The organism is Agromyces sp. Y558, assembly GCF_059445415.1.
Genome location: NZ_JCAIUH010000003.1, coordinates 329,228 through 344,360 on the forward strand (window position 1 = coordinate 329,228; position 15,133 = coordinate 344,360).

The following is a 15,133-nucleotide window of genomic DNA, read 5'->3' on the forward strand; positions in this document are numbered from 1 at the left end:
CAGCCTTCGTCGTCGCTTAGGCTGAGCTGGTGCCCGAGAACGCCGTTCGCCCCCTGCTGCCGCTCTGGGGTGCGGTGCTCGCCGCGATCGCGGGTGGGTTCGCCTACGATCTCGGTTTTCCGGGCGCGAGCATCTGGCCGGCCGCCTTCCTCGGCATCGGGCTCGGCCTGATCGGCCTGATCGGTCGATCCGCCTGGGGCGCCGCCCTCGTCGGCTTCGCGTTCGGGATCACGTTCTACCTGTTGCAGGTGTCGTGGACGGCGCTCTATCTCGGTCCTGTGCCCTGGCTCGCGCTCTCGGTGCTCGAGTCGCTCTTCGTCGCGGGGGGCGGCGTGCTGATCACGCTCGCGTACCGATGGATGCCACGCGTGAGTACCTCGCCATGGGTGAGGCTCATCGCGCTGCCGTTGCTCGTGGCCGGTCTCTGGTGCGTGCGCGAAGCGGCGACCGGGAGCGTCCCCTACGGCGGATTCCCGTGGGGTCGCGCCGCCCTCAGTCAGTCGGAGAGCCCGTTCGCCCAAGTCGTGTCATGGGTGGGCTCGACCGGGCTCGGATTCCTCATGGTCGCTCTCGTGTCGGGCGTCATCGAATGGGTCCGGCTGGCGGGCTGGCGCCGCCTGAGCTTCGCGGTGCCGACGGTGAGCCTCGTCGCCGTCGCGGTACTCGTGCCGGCTTGGCCGACGACGCCTGCCGGCGAGATCCGGGTGGCGAGCGTGCAGGGCAACGGGCCCGCGGGATACTTCGACGAGCGTGAGCCCGGCGACGTCTTGGCGGCACAGCTCGCAGCGACCGAGCCGATCCTCGATGAACCGGGCATCGACGTGCTGCTCTGGCCCGAGGGCGGCTCCGACATCGACCCGACTCGAAGTGAGTCCGTTGCACGCATCTTCGATGGGCTCTCCGAACGTCTCGATGCGCCGATCGTGCTGAACACGGTGACGACGAGCGACGAGCTCTACTTCAACTCATCGCTGCTCTGGCGCGCCGACGAGGGCGCCGTCGATCAATTCGACAAGCGCAACCCCGTACCGTTCGGCGAGTACATCCCCGACCGCTGGTTCTTCGACGCGATCGCCGGCGATCTCACGGGGCTCATCCAGCGCGGCTACACTCCCGGCACGAACGCGCCCGTGTTCGACCTCGGCGAGGCGGTCACGGGGCTCGCGATCTGCTTCGACGTCATCTACGACGAAGTGATCTGGGAGGGCGCGCGCGACGGCGCGCAGCTCTACATGCTCCAGACGAACAACGCGGATTTCCGCGGCACCGACGAGAACGAGCAGCAGCTTGCCATCGCACGACTCCGCGCGATCGAGACGGGCCGGTCGGTTGTGAACATCTCGACCGTCGGCACGAGTCAGGTGATCGACCCGACGGGTCGTACGATCGACTCGCTCCCGGCCGACCAGCCCGGCGCCATGGTCACCGACGTCGAACTTCGCGACGGGCTCACCCCGTCAGTGGTTCTCGGTGGGAGCGTTCCGCTCGTGATCACGATCGGATCGCTGGCGGCACTCATCGCCTCGGGCCTCATCGCTCGCCGTCGATCTCGTGACGGCGACGATGAGACCAGTGAAACGAGTGCGGCTTAGGCGCCGATCTTCTGCTGGCCGCGGCGGGCGCGCAGGTAATTGAGACGATCTTCGAGCAGTTCCTCGAGCTCGGCACGAGTGCGGCGCTCGAGCAGCATGTCCCAGTGGGTGCGTGCGACCTTCTCGCCCGAGCGGTCGATCTCGACCGGCTTCGAATCCACGAGCAGCGTTGCGGATGCTCCGCAGTGCTTGCACTCCCACGACTCGGGCAACTCGGCCTCGGTGGAGAACGTCATCACGGTCTCGCGACCGCACGTCTCGCAGCGATAGGCGTATTCGGCCCGGTCAGCGAACACCACGCCGTCTTCACTCTGCAGGCTCTGTGCGCCGATGCGCATTCCCCGTAGGCTCCTGTCCGCCATGGCGTACTCCTTTCGCTCGTCTACATGTCTAAACGATCAAGCTGGGCGTTCCCTTTCCGCAGGCTGATGTTTAGCGGGGAATTCTCAGTTTCGAGCGGCGATGAGCGGCAATGCGATGTCTGCGCGATCGGTCACCAGACCGTCGACGCCGAGATCGAGCAATCGTTGCATGTCGGGCGCCTCGTTGACGGTCCACACGTGCACCTCGGCGCCAGCGCGGTGCACGGCCGCCACGAACCGTTCGGTCACGAGTCGCAGTGGGCCGGCGCGCTCGGGCACCTGCAGCGCTCGGGCACCTCGGAGAGATCGGGTGAGGATCTTCGTCGAACCCGAGAGCGAGGCGAGACGAGCGCGGATGACGCCTGCTGCGCCCGCCGAGGTGACCGCTTCGGGCACCTGAGCGGCGAGCCGTCGACGGCGCGGTTCAGAGAAGCTCGTGAGCAGAACGCGCGGTGCCGCCCGAAGCCGGCGGACTGCTTCGACTGCTGGTGCGACTGCACCCTCGACTTTCACATCGATGTTGAACCGCGTGTCGGGGAATGCATCGAGCGCTTCCTCGAGCGAGCAGAAGCCCTGGGCGTGGCCGAGATCGATGCGTCGCAACTCGGGCATTGTGAGCTTCGCGACCTCGACCCGGCGACCGGCGAGACGCTCGAGGTTCGGGTCGTGCGCCACCACAGCGGCGCCGTCGTGCGTCAGGTGCACGTCGGTCTCGATGTACTCGCAGCCGATCGCGACCGCCTTCGCGAAGGCGAGCAGCGTGTTCTCGGGGGCGTCGAGCGCGAGGCCGCGGTGCGCGAGCACACGCGGCCTCGACGGCTCGTAGTACGCGGAGACCACGGACCGGCGTCAGAAACGCTGACCGGTGGCCCCTGAGGCATCCGGAGTCGAACCGGCCGGCCCAGTCGGGGCGGTGGGCACGAACGCCTTGCCGATGCCCTTCAGCGCCTCGGTGAGTTCGCTCGGCACAATCCAGAGCTTGTTCGACTCGCCCTGTGCGATCTGGGGGAGTGTCTGCAGGTACTGGTAGGCGAGGAGCTTCGGGTCAGGGTCGCCCTTGTGGATGGCGTCGAAGACCGTGAGGATCGCTTCGGCCTCGCCCTGAGCGCGGAGCACCGCGGCCTTCGCATCACCCTCCGCTGAGAGGATCGCGGCCTGACGAGCACCCTCGGCGGTGAGGATCGCGGACTGCTTGGTGCCCTCGGCGGTGAGGATGAGCGCGCGACGGTCACGCTCGGCGCGCATCTGCTTCTCCATCGAATCCTGGATGGAGTGAGGCGGGTCGATCGCCTTCAGCTCGACGCGACCCACGCGAATGCCCCATTTGCCGGTCGCCTCATCGAGCACGATGCGGAGTTGGCCGTTGATGTTGTCGCGCGATGTGAGCGCCTCTTCGAGGTTCAGCCCGCCGACGACGTTTCGAAGGGTCGTGGTCGTGAGCTGCTCGACCGCACCGAGGTAGTTGGCGATCTCGTAGGTCGCTGCTCGCGCGTCGGTCACCTGGAAGTAGACGACCGTGTCGATGGAGACGACGAGGTTGTCTTCGGTAATGACCGGCTGCGGCGGGAAGGAGACGACCGTCTCGCGCATGTCGACCAGCGGGCGAAGCCGATCGATGAACGGCACGAGGACGTTCAAGCCCGGGCTGAGCGTCTTGTGGTACCGCCCCAGCCGCTCGACCACGCCGGAGTACGCCTGCGGAATGATGCGGATCGACTTCGCCAAGACGACGATGACGAAGATGACGATCGCAATGACGATGACCGTCACGACGATGCTGGAAATATCCATCTAAACTCCAGTGCTCCTCTCAATCGGGACGACGACGGCCGTCGCCCCGTCAATACCCGTGACGAGCACTCGCTCGCCGACCGCGACATCCGACTGTTCGGTGATGGGCGACAATCGTGCCGTCCAGACATCACCGTTCCGCAGGCGCACCTGCCCACCCGCTGCGGTCACCGTGCGCACGACCTGACCGTCGGCGCCGATGAGCGCGTCGATGTTGCTCCGCGCCGGGTCGCCGCCGCGGCGCAGCATTCGGAGCAAGGAGGGCCGCAGTGACAGGATCAGCGCGATCGCGACGAGTGCCGCGATGATGAACTGCGCCCACCACGGAATGCCGAAGAGCCCGGAGAGGAGCCCGGCAACGCTGCCGAGCGCGAGCATCAGGAACGTCATCTCCAGAGTGAAGACCTCGATGGTCGCGAACGCCAGGATCAACACCAGCCAGACGATCCACGCGTATTGGGTCAGGACATCCAATTCGTTCTCCTTCGCACGCGGCCTGTACCGAAACTATCAGTGCGCATCACCCCACGGGGATCAGCCGGCGGAGTTGATAGTCTCGGTTCGCCTGTTCCGCCGCGGACCAAGTCCGTTCAGCCTCGAGGAGTACCACTGTGACCAACCCGCTCGCCCCCGGTTCGCTCGACGGCCGCGTAGCCCTCGTGACTGGCTCCTCGCGTGGAATCGGCGCCGACACAGCCCGGTACCTCGCTGCAGCCGGAGCATCCGTCGTCGTGAATTACCGCAGCAAGGCGCCCCGTGCCGAGAAGGTCGTGGCCGAAATCTCGGGGGCAGGCGGCACGGCGATCGCGATCGCGGCAGACCTGACCGATGCGGCATCCGTCGCCTCGATGTTCGATCGTGCGGTCGCGGAGCTCGGCCCGATCGACATCCTCGTGCTCAATGCCTCCGGCGGCATGGAGACCGGCATGGGCGAGGACTACGCGATGCGACTGAACCGCGACGCTCAGGTCAATGTGGTCGAGGGTGCACTGCCGCACCTCGCGCCCGGTGCACGCGTCGTGTTCGTCACGAGCCACCAGGCGCACTTCATCCGCACGACGCCGACCATGCCCGAGTACGAAGCGGTCGCACTCTCGAAGCGTGCCGGTGAAGACGCGCTGCGCGCCAAGCTGCCGGAGCTCGAGGCGGCCGGGTTCGAATTCGTCGTCGTCTCCGGCGACATGATCGAGGGCACCATCACGGCGACGCTGCTCGAGCGGGCCAACCCCGGCGCGATCGAAGCGCGCAAGCAAGACGCAGGGCGGCTCTTCAACGTCGCGGAGTTCGCCGCAGAGGTCGCATCGGCCGCCGTCGACCCGGTACCCGCTGAGAACACCCGGTACGTCGGCGACACTTCAGGCTTCGCTCGCGAAGGCGATGCCTGAGCGCATCCGCTCGAACTCGCTCACCTGAGACGGCCAACGGCCGGCCGAAGCAACTGCTTCGGCCGGCCGTTCGTTCGTTCGTTCGTTCGAGCTATGCCGCAGCCGTGACGCCGCGTCCGAAGGTGAATGCGCGCACGATCTGCACGATGCCGAGCACGATCAGGCTGATGCCCGCGACGATGAAGAGCACGACGGCGCCCCACAACGGCGAGAACAACAGCACGATGCCGGCGACGATGCTCAGGATGCCGAAGAAGATCGCCCACCCCTTCGAACCCGCGTCACTGGACTGGGCGAGTGCGACGACGCCTTCGACGATCCACAGGATGCCCACGAGGATACCGAGGAAGATGCCGAGGAACACGGCGGACCCGCTCGGGTTCGTGAGCACGATGATTCCGGCGATCACGAAGAGCAAGCCGAGGATGATGTCGAGCGCTCGAGCACCGCCCGAGATGCCCTTCGAGAAGATGCCGAGGCCGAGGTAGGCGATGCCGGCGATCAGGAAGTAGATGCCGAACAGCACCGTGATCACCACGGCGGACCTCTCGGGCCAGAATGTGATCAACAGGCCGAAGATGAGCGCGACGGCGCCGCTGATGCCGAGCGTCGCGCGGATGGTGTTGATCGCCGACTTCGTGAGTGACGAAGCGTCGAGCGAGAATGACGCGAAGACCCCACTGGGCTGCGACGTAGACATGATTTGTCCTTTCTGGCGGCGGGTGCTGTGCAGGGTCAGGCTATGGCCCTCTGTCGGCTGAGTGTTGGATGTGAAACCGCGAGTCGTCGGAAGTCTCGGCGTGATGGTGTGCTGTGGGTGGCGCGCCAGCGACGACATCCGGGCACGTGACGTCACGGAAGTGCCCGAGCCCCGGGGGAGCGACGACGAAGGCCGGGAAGTGCTCAGCTTTCTCCCAGGTTTGATGCATCGCCGATGCGACACGCCTGACCGGATCGTTCAGTCGTCACCGATGGTCGACCGACGAGCCGTCTTGACGGCTCAGGAATCGACAAACGCTGCTGAGCGATGAGTGCAGGATGCCCCGGCGCATCACTGGGACGGGAGCCACGTCCTCGCGGCGGTGACGAGCGCCGTTACTCCGATCGTGAGGGTCGGTTCGATGACCGGTGCGTAGTGCGGTGAGTGGTTGGACGGAACTTTGAGCAGCGCGGGGTCGTTCATGTCTCCGGTGGTGAACAGCGACGGGTCGGTGCCGCCGAGGAGCCAGTACGACAACGGTGCATTCGCGCTCGTCGCGAGGACGCCGACATCCTCGCTTCCGGCTCCTGCGCCCGGGTCGAGGATCTTGTCCGGTCCGAGCCACGCCGCGAACGCCTGGAGTGTCTTGCCGAGCGCGGCCGCGTCATTCACCACGACCGGGAACCGCTCGATCTCGGTGATCGTCGGCTGGTCAGGAGCGCCGGCGGTCGTGGCTTCGCCTTTGACGATGCGGTCGACGCTATCGAGGATGTGCTGGCGCACTTTCGTGTCGAGGGTGCGGATGTTCAGCTGCAGTTCGGCCTCGCCGGGGATGACGTTTGCAGCATCCCCTGAGTGGATCGAGCCGACCGTGACGACCGCGACATCGGTGCTCGGAACCTCTCGCGACACGATGGTCTGGAGCCGCAGTATGGTCGAGGCCGCCATCACCACCGGGTCGATCGAGTTCTCTGGCCTCGATCCGTGCGCTCCTTTGCCGATCAGGCGTACGAGCAACGAATCCGAGCTGGCATACGAAGCGCCCGCGTGTCCGGCGATCTTGCCGGCCGGTAGTGGGGCCACGTGCTGACCGAGCACGATGTCGGGCTTCGGGACCTTCTCGTAGAGTCCGTCGTCGACCATGGCCTGTGCGCCGGCGCCGAGTTCTTCTGCTGGCTGGAAGACGAGCACCAGCGTGCCGGCCCAGCTGGAGGTGTCGGACGAGAGGATCTCGGCTGCACCGAGCAGGCAGGTCGTGTGCAGGTCGTGCCCGCAGGCGTGCGCCACGGGAACGACCTTGCCGTGCTCGTCAGTCGCCGTCACCGTGCTGGCATAGTCGAGGCCGGTGTCCTCCTTGACCGGCAGCGCGTCCATGTCCGCGCGCAGCAGCGCCGTGGGCCCCGCACCGTTCTTCAACACCCCGGCGACCCCGGTCTTGCCGATACCGGTCGTGACCTCGAACCCGAGAGACGTCAACCGCTTCGCCACCATGTCGGCGGTGCGATGCTCTTGGAAACCGAGCTCCGGATGGCTGTGGATGTCCTTGTAGAGATCGGCCAGTGCCGGATCGATGTTGATGTTGTCGTGCGCAGTTGTACCCATGAGCGTCGTTCCCCCTGAACGTTCAGCGACTTCCCTGCCTGCAGGATATGAGGTTTACTCGACGGCCGCTAGACCTGTGACGTCGGGCTCGGGTAGTGGCGATGGCGCTGACTAGGCTTGCGACATGACGGATGAGTCGGCAGCGCGGGGTTCGATGACGCTGGAGACGGTGCTCTCGCTGCCCTTCACTGGTACCTGGATGGCGCAGAACAGTCCTGCGCGGCGGGTGCCGAGTCACGGCGTGGATCTCTTCGGCGAGCGCTACGCCATCGACTTCGTCGCGGTCGATCATCGCCGACGCACGGGGGAGCACCGTGACTGGCGCACGTTCTTCGCGACCGAACCGGCAGAACGATTCTTCGCCTTCGGGCAGCCGATCCTGGCACCGGCCGACGGGGTCGTCGTCGGCGTGCACGATGGCGAGATCGATCACGTCGGGCGGCGGTCGCAGTTGGCGCTGCTGCCGTACATGCTGGGTCAGGCCGGCCGCCTCCGGGAAGGGGTGCATGCGATCGCGGGGAACTCGCTGACCATCGCGCTGCCCGAAGGTGGTGTGTTCGTGGCCCTTGCTCATCTGCGAAGCGGTTCGATGCGTGTCGCGGTCGGCGATGCGGTGACGGCCGGACAACCGATCGCCGAATGCGGAAACTCCGGAAACTCGACCGAGCCCCATCTGCACATGCAAGTGATGGACAGCGATGACTTCTCCGTCGCCCGGGGCATTCCGATGTCGTTTCGGAACTATCGAGAGTGGCCACGTGGGGTGCATCGGCCACTGATTCGGGAAGTCGGCATACCAGGTGAACGGTCGATCGTCGAAGCAGCGCGGATCGGGCAGGATCCGAGAAGCGGCGGGCCTGATCGACAACTATCGTGACGGTCATGGACATCACCATCCACTCGAGCTTCCTTCCGCACGATGACCCCGACGCCTCGTTGGTCTTCTACCGCGACATCCTCGGTTTCGAGGTCCGCAGCGACATCCGGTACGACGGAATGCGCTGGATCACAGTCGGCCCGGCCGATCAGCCCGGCACGTCGATCGTGTTGGAGCCGCCCGCGGCCGACCCGGGAGTCACCGACGACGAGCGCAGTCTCATCGTCGAGATGATGGCCAAGGGAACGTATGCCGGCATCCTCCTCGCCACGCCCGATCTCGATGATGCATTCGCACGACTGATGGCCGGAAACGCAGAGATCGTCCAGGAGCCGACTGAGCAGACCTACGGAGTTCGCGACTGCGCCGTTCGGGATCCCGCGGGCAACCTCATCCGAATTCAAGAGCTTCGATAGACGCTCAGCGGTCACCGCGTGTCAAGAGGCCCACCGGAGAGCGCGGAAGAACGTACGCACGTCGCCGACCAGCAGCTCGGGGACTTCCATGGCTGGGAAGTGGCCGCCGTGCTCGAACTCGGACCAGTGCACGACGTTGTGGTCGCGTTCGGCGATGGAACGGATTCCGACGTCGCCGGGGAACACTGCGACCCCCGAGGGTACTTCTGAGCGTTGCGTCTGGTTGCCCCAGCTCGCCTGGCCTTCTTTGTAGAGTCGTGCGGCGGAGGTTGCGGTGTTGGTGAACCAGTACACGCTGACGTTGGTGAGCAACTGGTCGCGATCGACGGCTTCGTCGGGAAGTTCGAACGCCGGGTCGGTCCACTCCTTGAATCGCTCGACGATCCAGGCGAGTTGGCCGACGGGGGAGTCGGCGAGGCCGAAGCCGATGGTCTGCGGGCGGGTCGATTGGATCACGGCGTAGCCGGAGCCCTCCTGCAGTTGTCGTTGCATGTCGGCCAGTCGGGCCAGCTCGGCCTCGTTCATGCCGGCGAGCTCTGCCGGATCTCCGCTGGGGAAGCCGAGGCTGCCGTTGACGTGGACGCCCACGACATGCTCGGAGTCGATGGCCCCGAGCATCGGTGAGATCACCGCGCCGGTGTCGGTGCCCTGCGCGCCGTACTGCTCGTAGCCGAGCCGGCTCATCAGTTCCGCCCAGGCGCGCGCGATTCGCGACATGTCCCAGCCGGTCTCGTGCGTCGGTCCGGAGAATCCGAAGCCCGGCATCGACGGGGCGACGATGTGGAACGCGTCGGCCGGGTCGCCGCCGTGGGCGCGGGGGTCGGTGAGCGGCCCGATGACCTGCATGAACTCCACGATCGAGCCCGGCCAGCCGTGGGTGAGGATCAGCGGCATCGCGTTCGGCTCGGGGGAGCGCACGTGCAGGAAGTGGATGTTCTGCCCGTCGATCGTGGTCGTGAACTGCGGGAACTCGTTGAGCTTCGCCTCCTGCGCGCGCCAGTCGAACGAGGTGCGCCAGTGCTCGGCCAACCCCTGCAGGTAGTCGGCCGGTACGCCGTAGCTCCACCCGACGCCGGGAAGTTCGTCGGGCCAGCGGGCGCCTGCCAGTCGAGCATTCAATGCATCGAGTTCGGCCTGCGGGATCTCGATGCGGAAAGGACGAATGTCGGTGTTTTCGGAGTTCATGGAATGAACGTATCGAGCCTTATGGACTGTTTCTGTCCTAAAGAATGAACTGCTACCAGGCACGGATCCGAAGGATGATTGCGGCTCGCACGACGCGATTCAGATTGGAGACGCCGGTGCGCCGCTCGGTGTGGTGTCGCCCACTGATCAATTCCGCCCTGAGAGGATGGTCGGATGATCGAAGTGAACGATGTCGGCGTCATCGCGGGCGACGTGACGCTCCTGGCACCCGTCTCGGTGACGGCGCAGCGCGGTGAAGCGCTGGTCGTGCGTGGCAGGAACGGGGCCGGAAAATCGACGTTGCTGCGAGTGCTGGCCGGGGCACTGAAGCCGTCGAGCGGGAGCGTGCGCGTTGGCGGTGCCGCGGTGGTCGAGCGTGACAGTCGCTTCCGTCGACGCGTCGCCGCAATGATCGGGCTACCGCCGATGGCGCCTGACCTCACTGTGGTCGATCACGTCACTCTGGTCGCAACCACGTGGGTCGACGATCCGTCGGCGGCCACTGAGGTCGCGCAGAGCGTCCTCGCAGAGTTGGGGCTCGACGCGCTGGGGGAGCGGTTCCCACACGAGTTGTCATCGGGCCAGACCCAGTTGGCGGGCCTCGCGCTGGTGCTGGCCAGGCCGTTCGAGGTTCTGATCCTCGACGAACCGGAGCAGCGGCTGGACCCGGAGCACGTCGCTTCGGTGACCCGCACCCTGCGTGCTCGACGTGATGACGGCGCGACACTCGTGGTCGCCACGCACAACCCGGTGCTCGCGCACGAACTGGCTGATCGCACGCTACTGCTGGATACGGCTGCATGAGCGCGAGAGCCGGGGTCGCCATCAGGATCTGGCGGGCGCGCAACATCCGCACAGCAGGTGATCGCGCATTCGTGATCTACACGATCCTCATGGTCGCCGGGGTCGCAGTCGCCCCGGTCGGCCGTGCCGTGTGGCTGAGCGCGACGAGTCCCGAGGCGGTCGCGGCCTTCGCCTCGCCTGCCGCATCCGGAGTGACGGTGCTCGTCGTCGCGACACTGTGGGCGTGCGCGCTGCTGATCGGCCGGGACCGTGGCCCGGCATTGCTGGCCCCGTTCCTGACCTATGCCTTCGCCACCAGCGACCTGCCACGGTCTGACACGTTTCGGGGCCCGTTGCTGCGTGCCGGGGCGCTCGTGACCGCGCTGACGACGATCGTCGCCGGGCTGGTCGGCGGCAGCTTGTTGAGCCACGGGCTGGCCGACCCGATCAGCGTCGTGATCTTCACCGCGTTCGGCACGCTCGTCGGGGTCATCACCACCGTTGCCTGGCTCACCGGTCAAGCGTTCCCGCGCGCTGCTGTGCCCGTCGCTCTGGTTCTTCTGATGCTCGGGGCGACGACGGGTGCAGTCCCGGTCATGCAGCCGTTCACTCCATGGGGATGGGTCGGGCTCGCCTATCCAGGGAGCGGCTCGTCAGACAGTCTCTTCGCTCTGACCGCTCTCGTCGTCGCTCTCGTCGCCGCAGTTCCTGGCCTGATGAACCGGCTCGAGTCGGCGGCGCTGGCAGAGCAAGCCGCGCGCTGGAGCTCCGCGACGAGCCACGCGACGGTCATGGACTTCAGCGCAGCCGCGACGATCTACCGGGGAAGACCGCACATCGGTCGGCGCATCCGCGCTGTCCGACCGATGCATCGACTGCCGATGATCTTCCTGATCCGTGATGCGATCGGGGTCACCCGCACGCCGGGTCGACTCGTCGTCGGCATGATCGCCCTCGCGAGTGCTGGAGTGCTTCTCACGCTTGCATTCGCGCCGGCCGCACCGGGCTGGCTTCTCGGCGCGGCCGCCGGCCTGATCCTCTTCGCCGGGCTCGGCCCACTCACCGACGGAATCCGGCACGCCGCGAGTGTCGCGTCAGACTTCCCCCTCTACGGGATCAGCGACCTGCATCTGCTCGCAAACCACATGCTCCTTCCGCTCACCGTGACTGTCATCGTGCTGCTCGCGGTGGTCTTCGCGTGCTCGATCGTCGCCGGAATCGCACCCGGCGTGCCGATCATCACCTCACTCGTTCTCGGATTGCTCGGCCTGATCGCCCGCGTCGGCAACGCGTTGAAGGGCCCGTTCCCGCCGGTCCTGCTCACCCCGATCCCGACACCGATGGGTGATCTCAGCGCGGTCGTCCAATTGACATGGGCCCTGGACGGCCCGCTCCTCGCGGCACTTGCAGGAACCGCCGTAGCGCTCGTGTTCGAGGCACCCGTTCTCCTCGTCGCTGTGGCCGCCACCCTCATCGGAGTCGGGATCAACCGCTGGCGCCACCGGTCATAGCATCCGGCTATGCTCAACCAACCTCAAGGAGGAACTGTGGAGTTCGAGGCTCATGAAGCAGCGCTCGACGTGGCACGCCGATTCATCCGCAATGCGCACCCTGAGGCGGCAGCCGCAGCTCTGGCCGGCAGCTCTGCCTCTGGCAAAGCGACCGAGACATGTTCGCGGGCGGCGAGCCTGATGACGGCGCGGTTGTTACCAGGATGAGGCCATGAATCACATCCTCGTCCCGGCGGCGATCGTTGTCCTAGGGATCGGCGCTCTGTGGAGCTGTGTGGGGTGGGTCCTGGACAACTACGTCAACTCGGCACCGGCGAGCGTCAGTCGGTGGGTGCTTTGGTCTGGCGTCGCAGTTCTCGCCGTCGGTGTGCTGCTCTACATCTGGCCGGTGTTCGGGAGCTTCTTCGCTCATCCCGCATAGGGCACGCCGAAACGGACTGAACGCCCGGCGGCTCTGCTGATGCTTGGAGTGCGTTGGATAGGATCGCGGAATGCGCCCGCCAACACACGTACTCGAGGCGTTTGGCGCCACCGGACCGATTGTTCGATTGATGGGAGGCAGAGGAACTGCGTGGCGGGTCGGAGACGTTGTGCTCAAACCACTCGACGTGCTGCCCGAAGAACTCGACTGGCTGCGCGAGCACGGTGTGAACGCTTCGGGCGACGCGAACGGAGGGATCATCCGGCAGAGTCTGCCGATCATCAGCCGGGCGGGGGAGTTGGTCGTCGAAGGATGGACCGCGTTCCCTGTGCTCGAAGGTGAGCACCGAGCGGGCATGTGGGCTGAGATCGCGAATGTCGCTCGCGTGTTCACGGATCGATACCGAGGAGTCGACAGGCCCGCCTTTCTCGATGAACGGACTCACGCCTGGGCCCGTGCTGATCGTCTCGCCTGGGGAGAGGGCGCCCTTCCCGAGCTCGACGGCGCGCCGTTTCTCGCCGAACTGCTCGCAGCACGCCAGTTCGTGTCAGATCCTCCGGGCATCGTCCACGGCGATCTCACCGGGAATGTTCTATTCGACGAGACGAAGGCGCCCGCGGTCATCGATCTGACGCTGTACTGGCGGCCGGTCAAGTACTCCATCGCGATCGTTGCTGTGGACGCGGTCTGCTGTGAAGGAGCACCTCTGTCGTTGCTCGAGACGATCGAACCTTCCGATCACTTCGCGCAGTACGTCTTGCGCGCGCTCATCTTCCGTATCGCGACCGATTGGTTCAACCAGCAGGCGCAAGCTGACTTCACTGTGTATCAGGATGCCACTCAGCGTGTACTCGAGCTTGTCTCAGCTGACATGAATCCATCGACGTCCGCAGAACTCAGCTGAGAGCCGCTCGGGCTTCATTTTCGACTGGCGGGACGTCGATCGATCGAAGACGCGGCTCCTGCTCACTGAAATCACATTGAACCTGTCGCCCTCAACGCGCGGCCTCCACTGGTGAGCAGGAGCGTTCCGCGACCAGATCGCGGGGGGCGTCGGCAAGGTTCTCGAGTGGCGCAGGCAACCGGTTGCCCGACCGTTCACCAAGAGCCGATAATGCACATTATGTCCGTTTGGAAATCCCCTCTCTGCAGAAAGTGCAGGATCTGGCGCACTCGAGCGCGCAGGCTGGAACGACGTCAGAACATCCGTCCCTTGTCGATTTGCTCCTGCGCTTGTTCGATCGCGACGTCGATTTCTGAGCTGCCGGTCCTAGAGCGGCGCGGACGCGAGCGCGCCAATACGATCCCGGCGATCATTGCGACAGCAATCGCCGTACCGCCCGAAGCGATCAGCGCAATCAGGTATCCGCTCATCGTCGGATCTCCTCTCGTGGATGTTCCTCTTCCGGAGCGACGAGGGCCTGCTTCATGGTTTCGCGTGCCCTCGCGTACTTGCCCCTGGCTGTTGACGCATTGATGCCCAGAACCGTCGCGGCCTCGGCGATGCTGAACCCATCCCAGTGGATCAGGCGGACGAGCTCCGCTTGCGGTGGAGCGAGCTTCGCGATCGCGTCCGCCACATCGAGGCGAGTATCGGGATCTGGTGCTCGCTGCACGGAAAGCTCGGTTCGGACACGTTCGAGCGCCGCCGACTGCCGTCGACGCGAACGCGTGGCATTCGCAATGACGTTGCGGAGCACCACGAAGAGGTACATACGCGCTGCGGTCGGATCTGCAGGCACGCGCGCGCTCCGCCGCCAGACGATCTCGAGAGCGTCGCCGAGGGCGTCTGCCGCGTCAGGTCGGTCCACCACGCGGCGCTCGGCGTAGGCGAGCAGGTCGGAGAGATTCTGCGCAATGATTCGTTCGAGAGCATCGTCACGGCCCTGGCGACGACTCATGCGCTGCCCCGCTCACACGCCACACGTAGCTGCCTGCCGGCCAGAACGATCCCCTCCGAGGCGAACGCTTCATCGAGGGCGTCAATGATCGCTTCCGAGACGGCATACTCTTCGAACTCGGCAGGCGCGTTTGCGAGAATCGAGAATGGATCATCTACCTCGAGTTCCGCGCGCGCATCGGCGACGATCTTGTCGATCCCTGCCTGTGAGAAGTCAACGCTGTCGGCAGCGCTCATCGCTGCTGCATACATCTCGTCTTCCGTCTTGGGTTGGCCCATGCGCCACTGCTGGTAGTCGAGGCCGAGCAGCACCGTGCAGTTGCCACCGTCTTCAGTCGTGTAAGTGATCGTGCGATCTACTTCCCAGCCGAGGAACTGCCTGACGGCTGGCAATGCCATGGCCGTGCTCGTGCCCGCGCCTGCAATTACGAGCGCTCCCACCAACCCGACTGTGCCGAACCAGCGCCGGCGATGCTTGCGTGAGGCCCGGCCCTCGGAACTCATTGCGGCCATCGCCCCAACGAGCTCTTGGCTGCGCTCGGCAAAAGCTGGCGCGCTCGCGCGGAGCTGTTCATCGAGCTGTTGATCATCCATCAGTGAAAACCGTC

The 15,133-nt window shown here is 65.7% G+C and carries 17 protein-coding genes and 1 pseudogene; 8 read left to right on the forward strand and 10 right to left on the reverse strand.

What is annotated here, in order from left to right:
• Nucleotides 1-29: 29 nt before the first annotated feature.
• The gene (gene lnt, locus AC1C2T_RS16400) at nucleotides 30-1,592 is read left to right on the forward strand and encodes an apolipoprotein N-acyltransferase (protein WP_495386006.1); all 1,563 of its coding nucleotides are present in this window, start codon (nucleotides 30-32) and stop codon (nucleotides 1,590-1,592) included.
• Here lnt and AC1C2T_RS16405 read toward each other — a convergent pair.
• The 4 genes from AC1C2T_RS16405 to AC1C2T_RS16420 form a co-directional block, all read right to left on the reverse strand.
• Complete coding sequence (locus AC1C2T_RS16405; protein ID WP_495359996.1) at nucleotides 1,589-1,954, reverse strand: RNA polymerase-binding protein RbpA; 366 nt, start codon at nucleotides 1,952-1,954, stop codon at nucleotides 1,589-1,591. The two genes, lnt and AC1C2T_RS16405, sit on opposite strands and share 4 nt — an antisense overlap.
• A gap of 84 nt (nucleotides 1,955-2,038) precedes the next feature.
• A complete protein-coding gene (locus AC1C2T_RS16410) occupies nucleotides 2,039-2,794 on the reverse strand; it encodes a glycerophosphodiester phosphodiesterase family protein (RefSeq protein WP_495386007.1) in 756 nt (251 codons plus the stop codon).
• Nucleotides 2,795-2,803: 9 nt separating this feature from the next.
• On the reverse strand, nucleotides 2,804-3,745 hold the full coding sequence (locus AC1C2T_RS16415; protein ID WP_495359998.1) for an SPFH domain-containing protein: 942 nt from the start codon (nucleotides 3,743-3,745) through the stop codon (nucleotides 2,804-2,806).
• Nucleotides 3,746-4,219 (reverse strand): NfeD family protein, encoded by a 474-nt coding sequence (locus AC1C2T_RS16420; RefSeq protein ID WP_495359999.1) that lies wholly within the window; start codon nucleotides 4,217-4,219, stop codon nucleotides 3,746-3,748.
• A gap of 137 nt (nucleotides 4,220-4,356) precedes the next feature.
• On the opposite strand from AC1C2T_RS16420, the gene AC1C2T_RS16425 reads away from it, so the two are divergent.
• The gene (locus AC1C2T_RS16425) at nucleotides 4,357-5,130 is read left to right on the forward strand and encodes an SDR family oxidoreductase (RefSeq protein ID WP_495386008.1); all 774 of its coding nucleotides are present in this window, start codon (nucleotides 4,357-4,359) and stop codon (nucleotides 5,128-5,130) included.
• Between the two features lie 91 nt (nucleotides 5,131-5,221).
• Here AC1C2T_RS16425 and AC1C2T_RS16430 read toward each other — a convergent pair whose 3' ends face one another.
• Nucleotides 5,222-5,830, reverse strand: coding sequence for an HdeD family acid-resistance protein (locus tag AC1C2T_RS16430; RefSeq protein WP_495360001.1), 609 nt, complete (start codon nucleotides 5,828-5,830; stop codon nucleotides 5,222-5,224).
• A 351-nt stretch (nucleotides 5,831-6,181) separates the two neighbouring features.
• The gene (locus tag AC1C2T_RS16435; RefSeq protein WP_495386009.1) at nucleotides 6,182-7,432 is read right to left on the reverse strand and encodes an amidohydrolase; all 1,251 of its coding nucleotides are present in this window, start codon (nucleotides 7,430-7,432) and stop codon (nucleotides 6,182-6,184) included.
• 124 nt (nucleotides 7,433-7,556) lie between these two features.
• Between AC1C2T_RS16435 and AC1C2T_RS16440 the strand changes: the two genes are divergently transcribed.
• On the forward strand, nucleotides 7,557-8,309 hold the full coding sequence (locus tag AC1C2T_RS16440) for a M23 family metallopeptidase (protein WP_495360003.1): 753 nt from the start codon (nucleotides 7,557-7,559) through the stop codon (nucleotides 8,307-8,309).
• A gap of 5 nt (nucleotides 8,310-8,314) precedes the next feature.
• Nucleotides 8,315-8,725, forward strand: a complete 411-nt coding sequence (locus tag AC1C2T_RS16445) for a VOC family protein (RefSeq protein ID WP_495360004.1) — start codon at nucleotides 8,315-8,317, stop codon at nucleotides 8,723-8,725.
• Between the two features lie 21 nt (nucleotides 8,726-8,746).
• Here the strand turns inward: AC1C2T_RS16445 and AC1C2T_RS16450 are convergent, their stop codons facing one another.
• Nucleotides 8,747-9,910, reverse strand: coding sequence for an epoxide hydrolase family protein (locus AC1C2T_RS16450; protein ID WP_495386010.1), 1,164 nt, complete (start codon nucleotides 9,908-9,910; stop codon nucleotides 8,747-8,749).
• Between the two features lie 222 nt (nucleotides 9,911-10,132).
• Between AC1C2T_RS16450 and AC1C2T_RS16455 the strand changes: the two are divergent.
• The 4 genes and pseudogenes from AC1C2T_RS16455 to AC1C2T_RS16470 form a co-directional block, all read left to right on the forward strand.
• A pseudogene (locus tag AC1C2T_RS16455) lies at nucleotides 10,133-10,714 on the forward strand (ABC transporter ATP-binding protein); the annotation flags it as partial.
• Nucleotides 10,711-12,204, forward strand: coding sequence for a hypothetical protein (locus AC1C2T_RS16460; protein ID WP_495386011.1), 1,494 nt, complete (start codon nucleotides 10,711-10,713; stop codon nucleotides 12,202-12,204). The pseudogene AC1C2T_RS16455 and the gene AC1C2T_RS16460, both read left to right, overlap by 4 nt.
• Before the next feature lie 211 nt (nucleotides 12,205-12,415).
• Complete coding sequence (locus AC1C2T_RS16465; RefSeq protein WP_495360007.1) at nucleotides 12,416-12,625, forward strand: hypothetical protein; 210 nt, start codon at nucleotides 12,416-12,418, stop codon at nucleotides 12,623-12,625.
• A gap of 169 nt (nucleotides 12,626-12,794) precedes the next feature.
• Nucleotides 12,795-13,529: a phosphotransferase gene (locus AC1C2T_RS16470; RefSeq protein ID WP_495386012.1), complete on the forward strand. Its 735-nt coding sequence runs from the start codon at nucleotides 12,795-12,797 to the stop codon at nucleotides 13,527-13,529.
• A gap of 293 nt (nucleotides 13,530-13,822) precedes the next feature.
• Here AC1C2T_RS16470 and AC1C2T_RS16475 read toward each other — a convergent pair whose 3' ends face one another.
• Genes AC1C2T_RS16475 through AC1C2T_RS16485 form a run of 3 tightly spaced genes read right to left on the reverse strand, consistent with a single transcriptional unit; the run spans nucleotide 13,823 to nucleotide 15,119 of the window.
• Complete coding sequence (locus AC1C2T_RS16475; protein WP_495386013.1) at nucleotides 13,823-13,999, reverse strand: hypothetical protein; 177 nt, start codon at nucleotides 13,997-13,999, stop codon at nucleotides 13,823-13,825.
• Nucleotides 13,996-14,526, reverse strand: coding sequence for an RNA polymerase sigma factor (locus AC1C2T_RS16480; RefSeq protein ID WP_495386014.1), 531 nt, complete (start codon nucleotides 14,524-14,526; stop codon nucleotides 13,996-13,998). Before AC1C2T_RS16480 ends, AC1C2T_RS16475 begins: the two co-directional genes overlap by 4 nt.
• Nucleotides 14,523-15,119: a hypothetical protein gene (locus tag AC1C2T_RS16485; RefSeq protein WP_495360011.1), complete on the reverse strand. Its 597-nt coding sequence runs from the start codon at nucleotides 15,117-15,119 to the stop codon at nucleotides 14,523-14,525. The genes AC1C2T_RS16480 and AC1C2T_RS16485 overlap by 4 nt, the downstream gene beginning before the upstream one ends.
• Nucleotides 15,120-15,133: the final 14 nt, after the last annotated feature.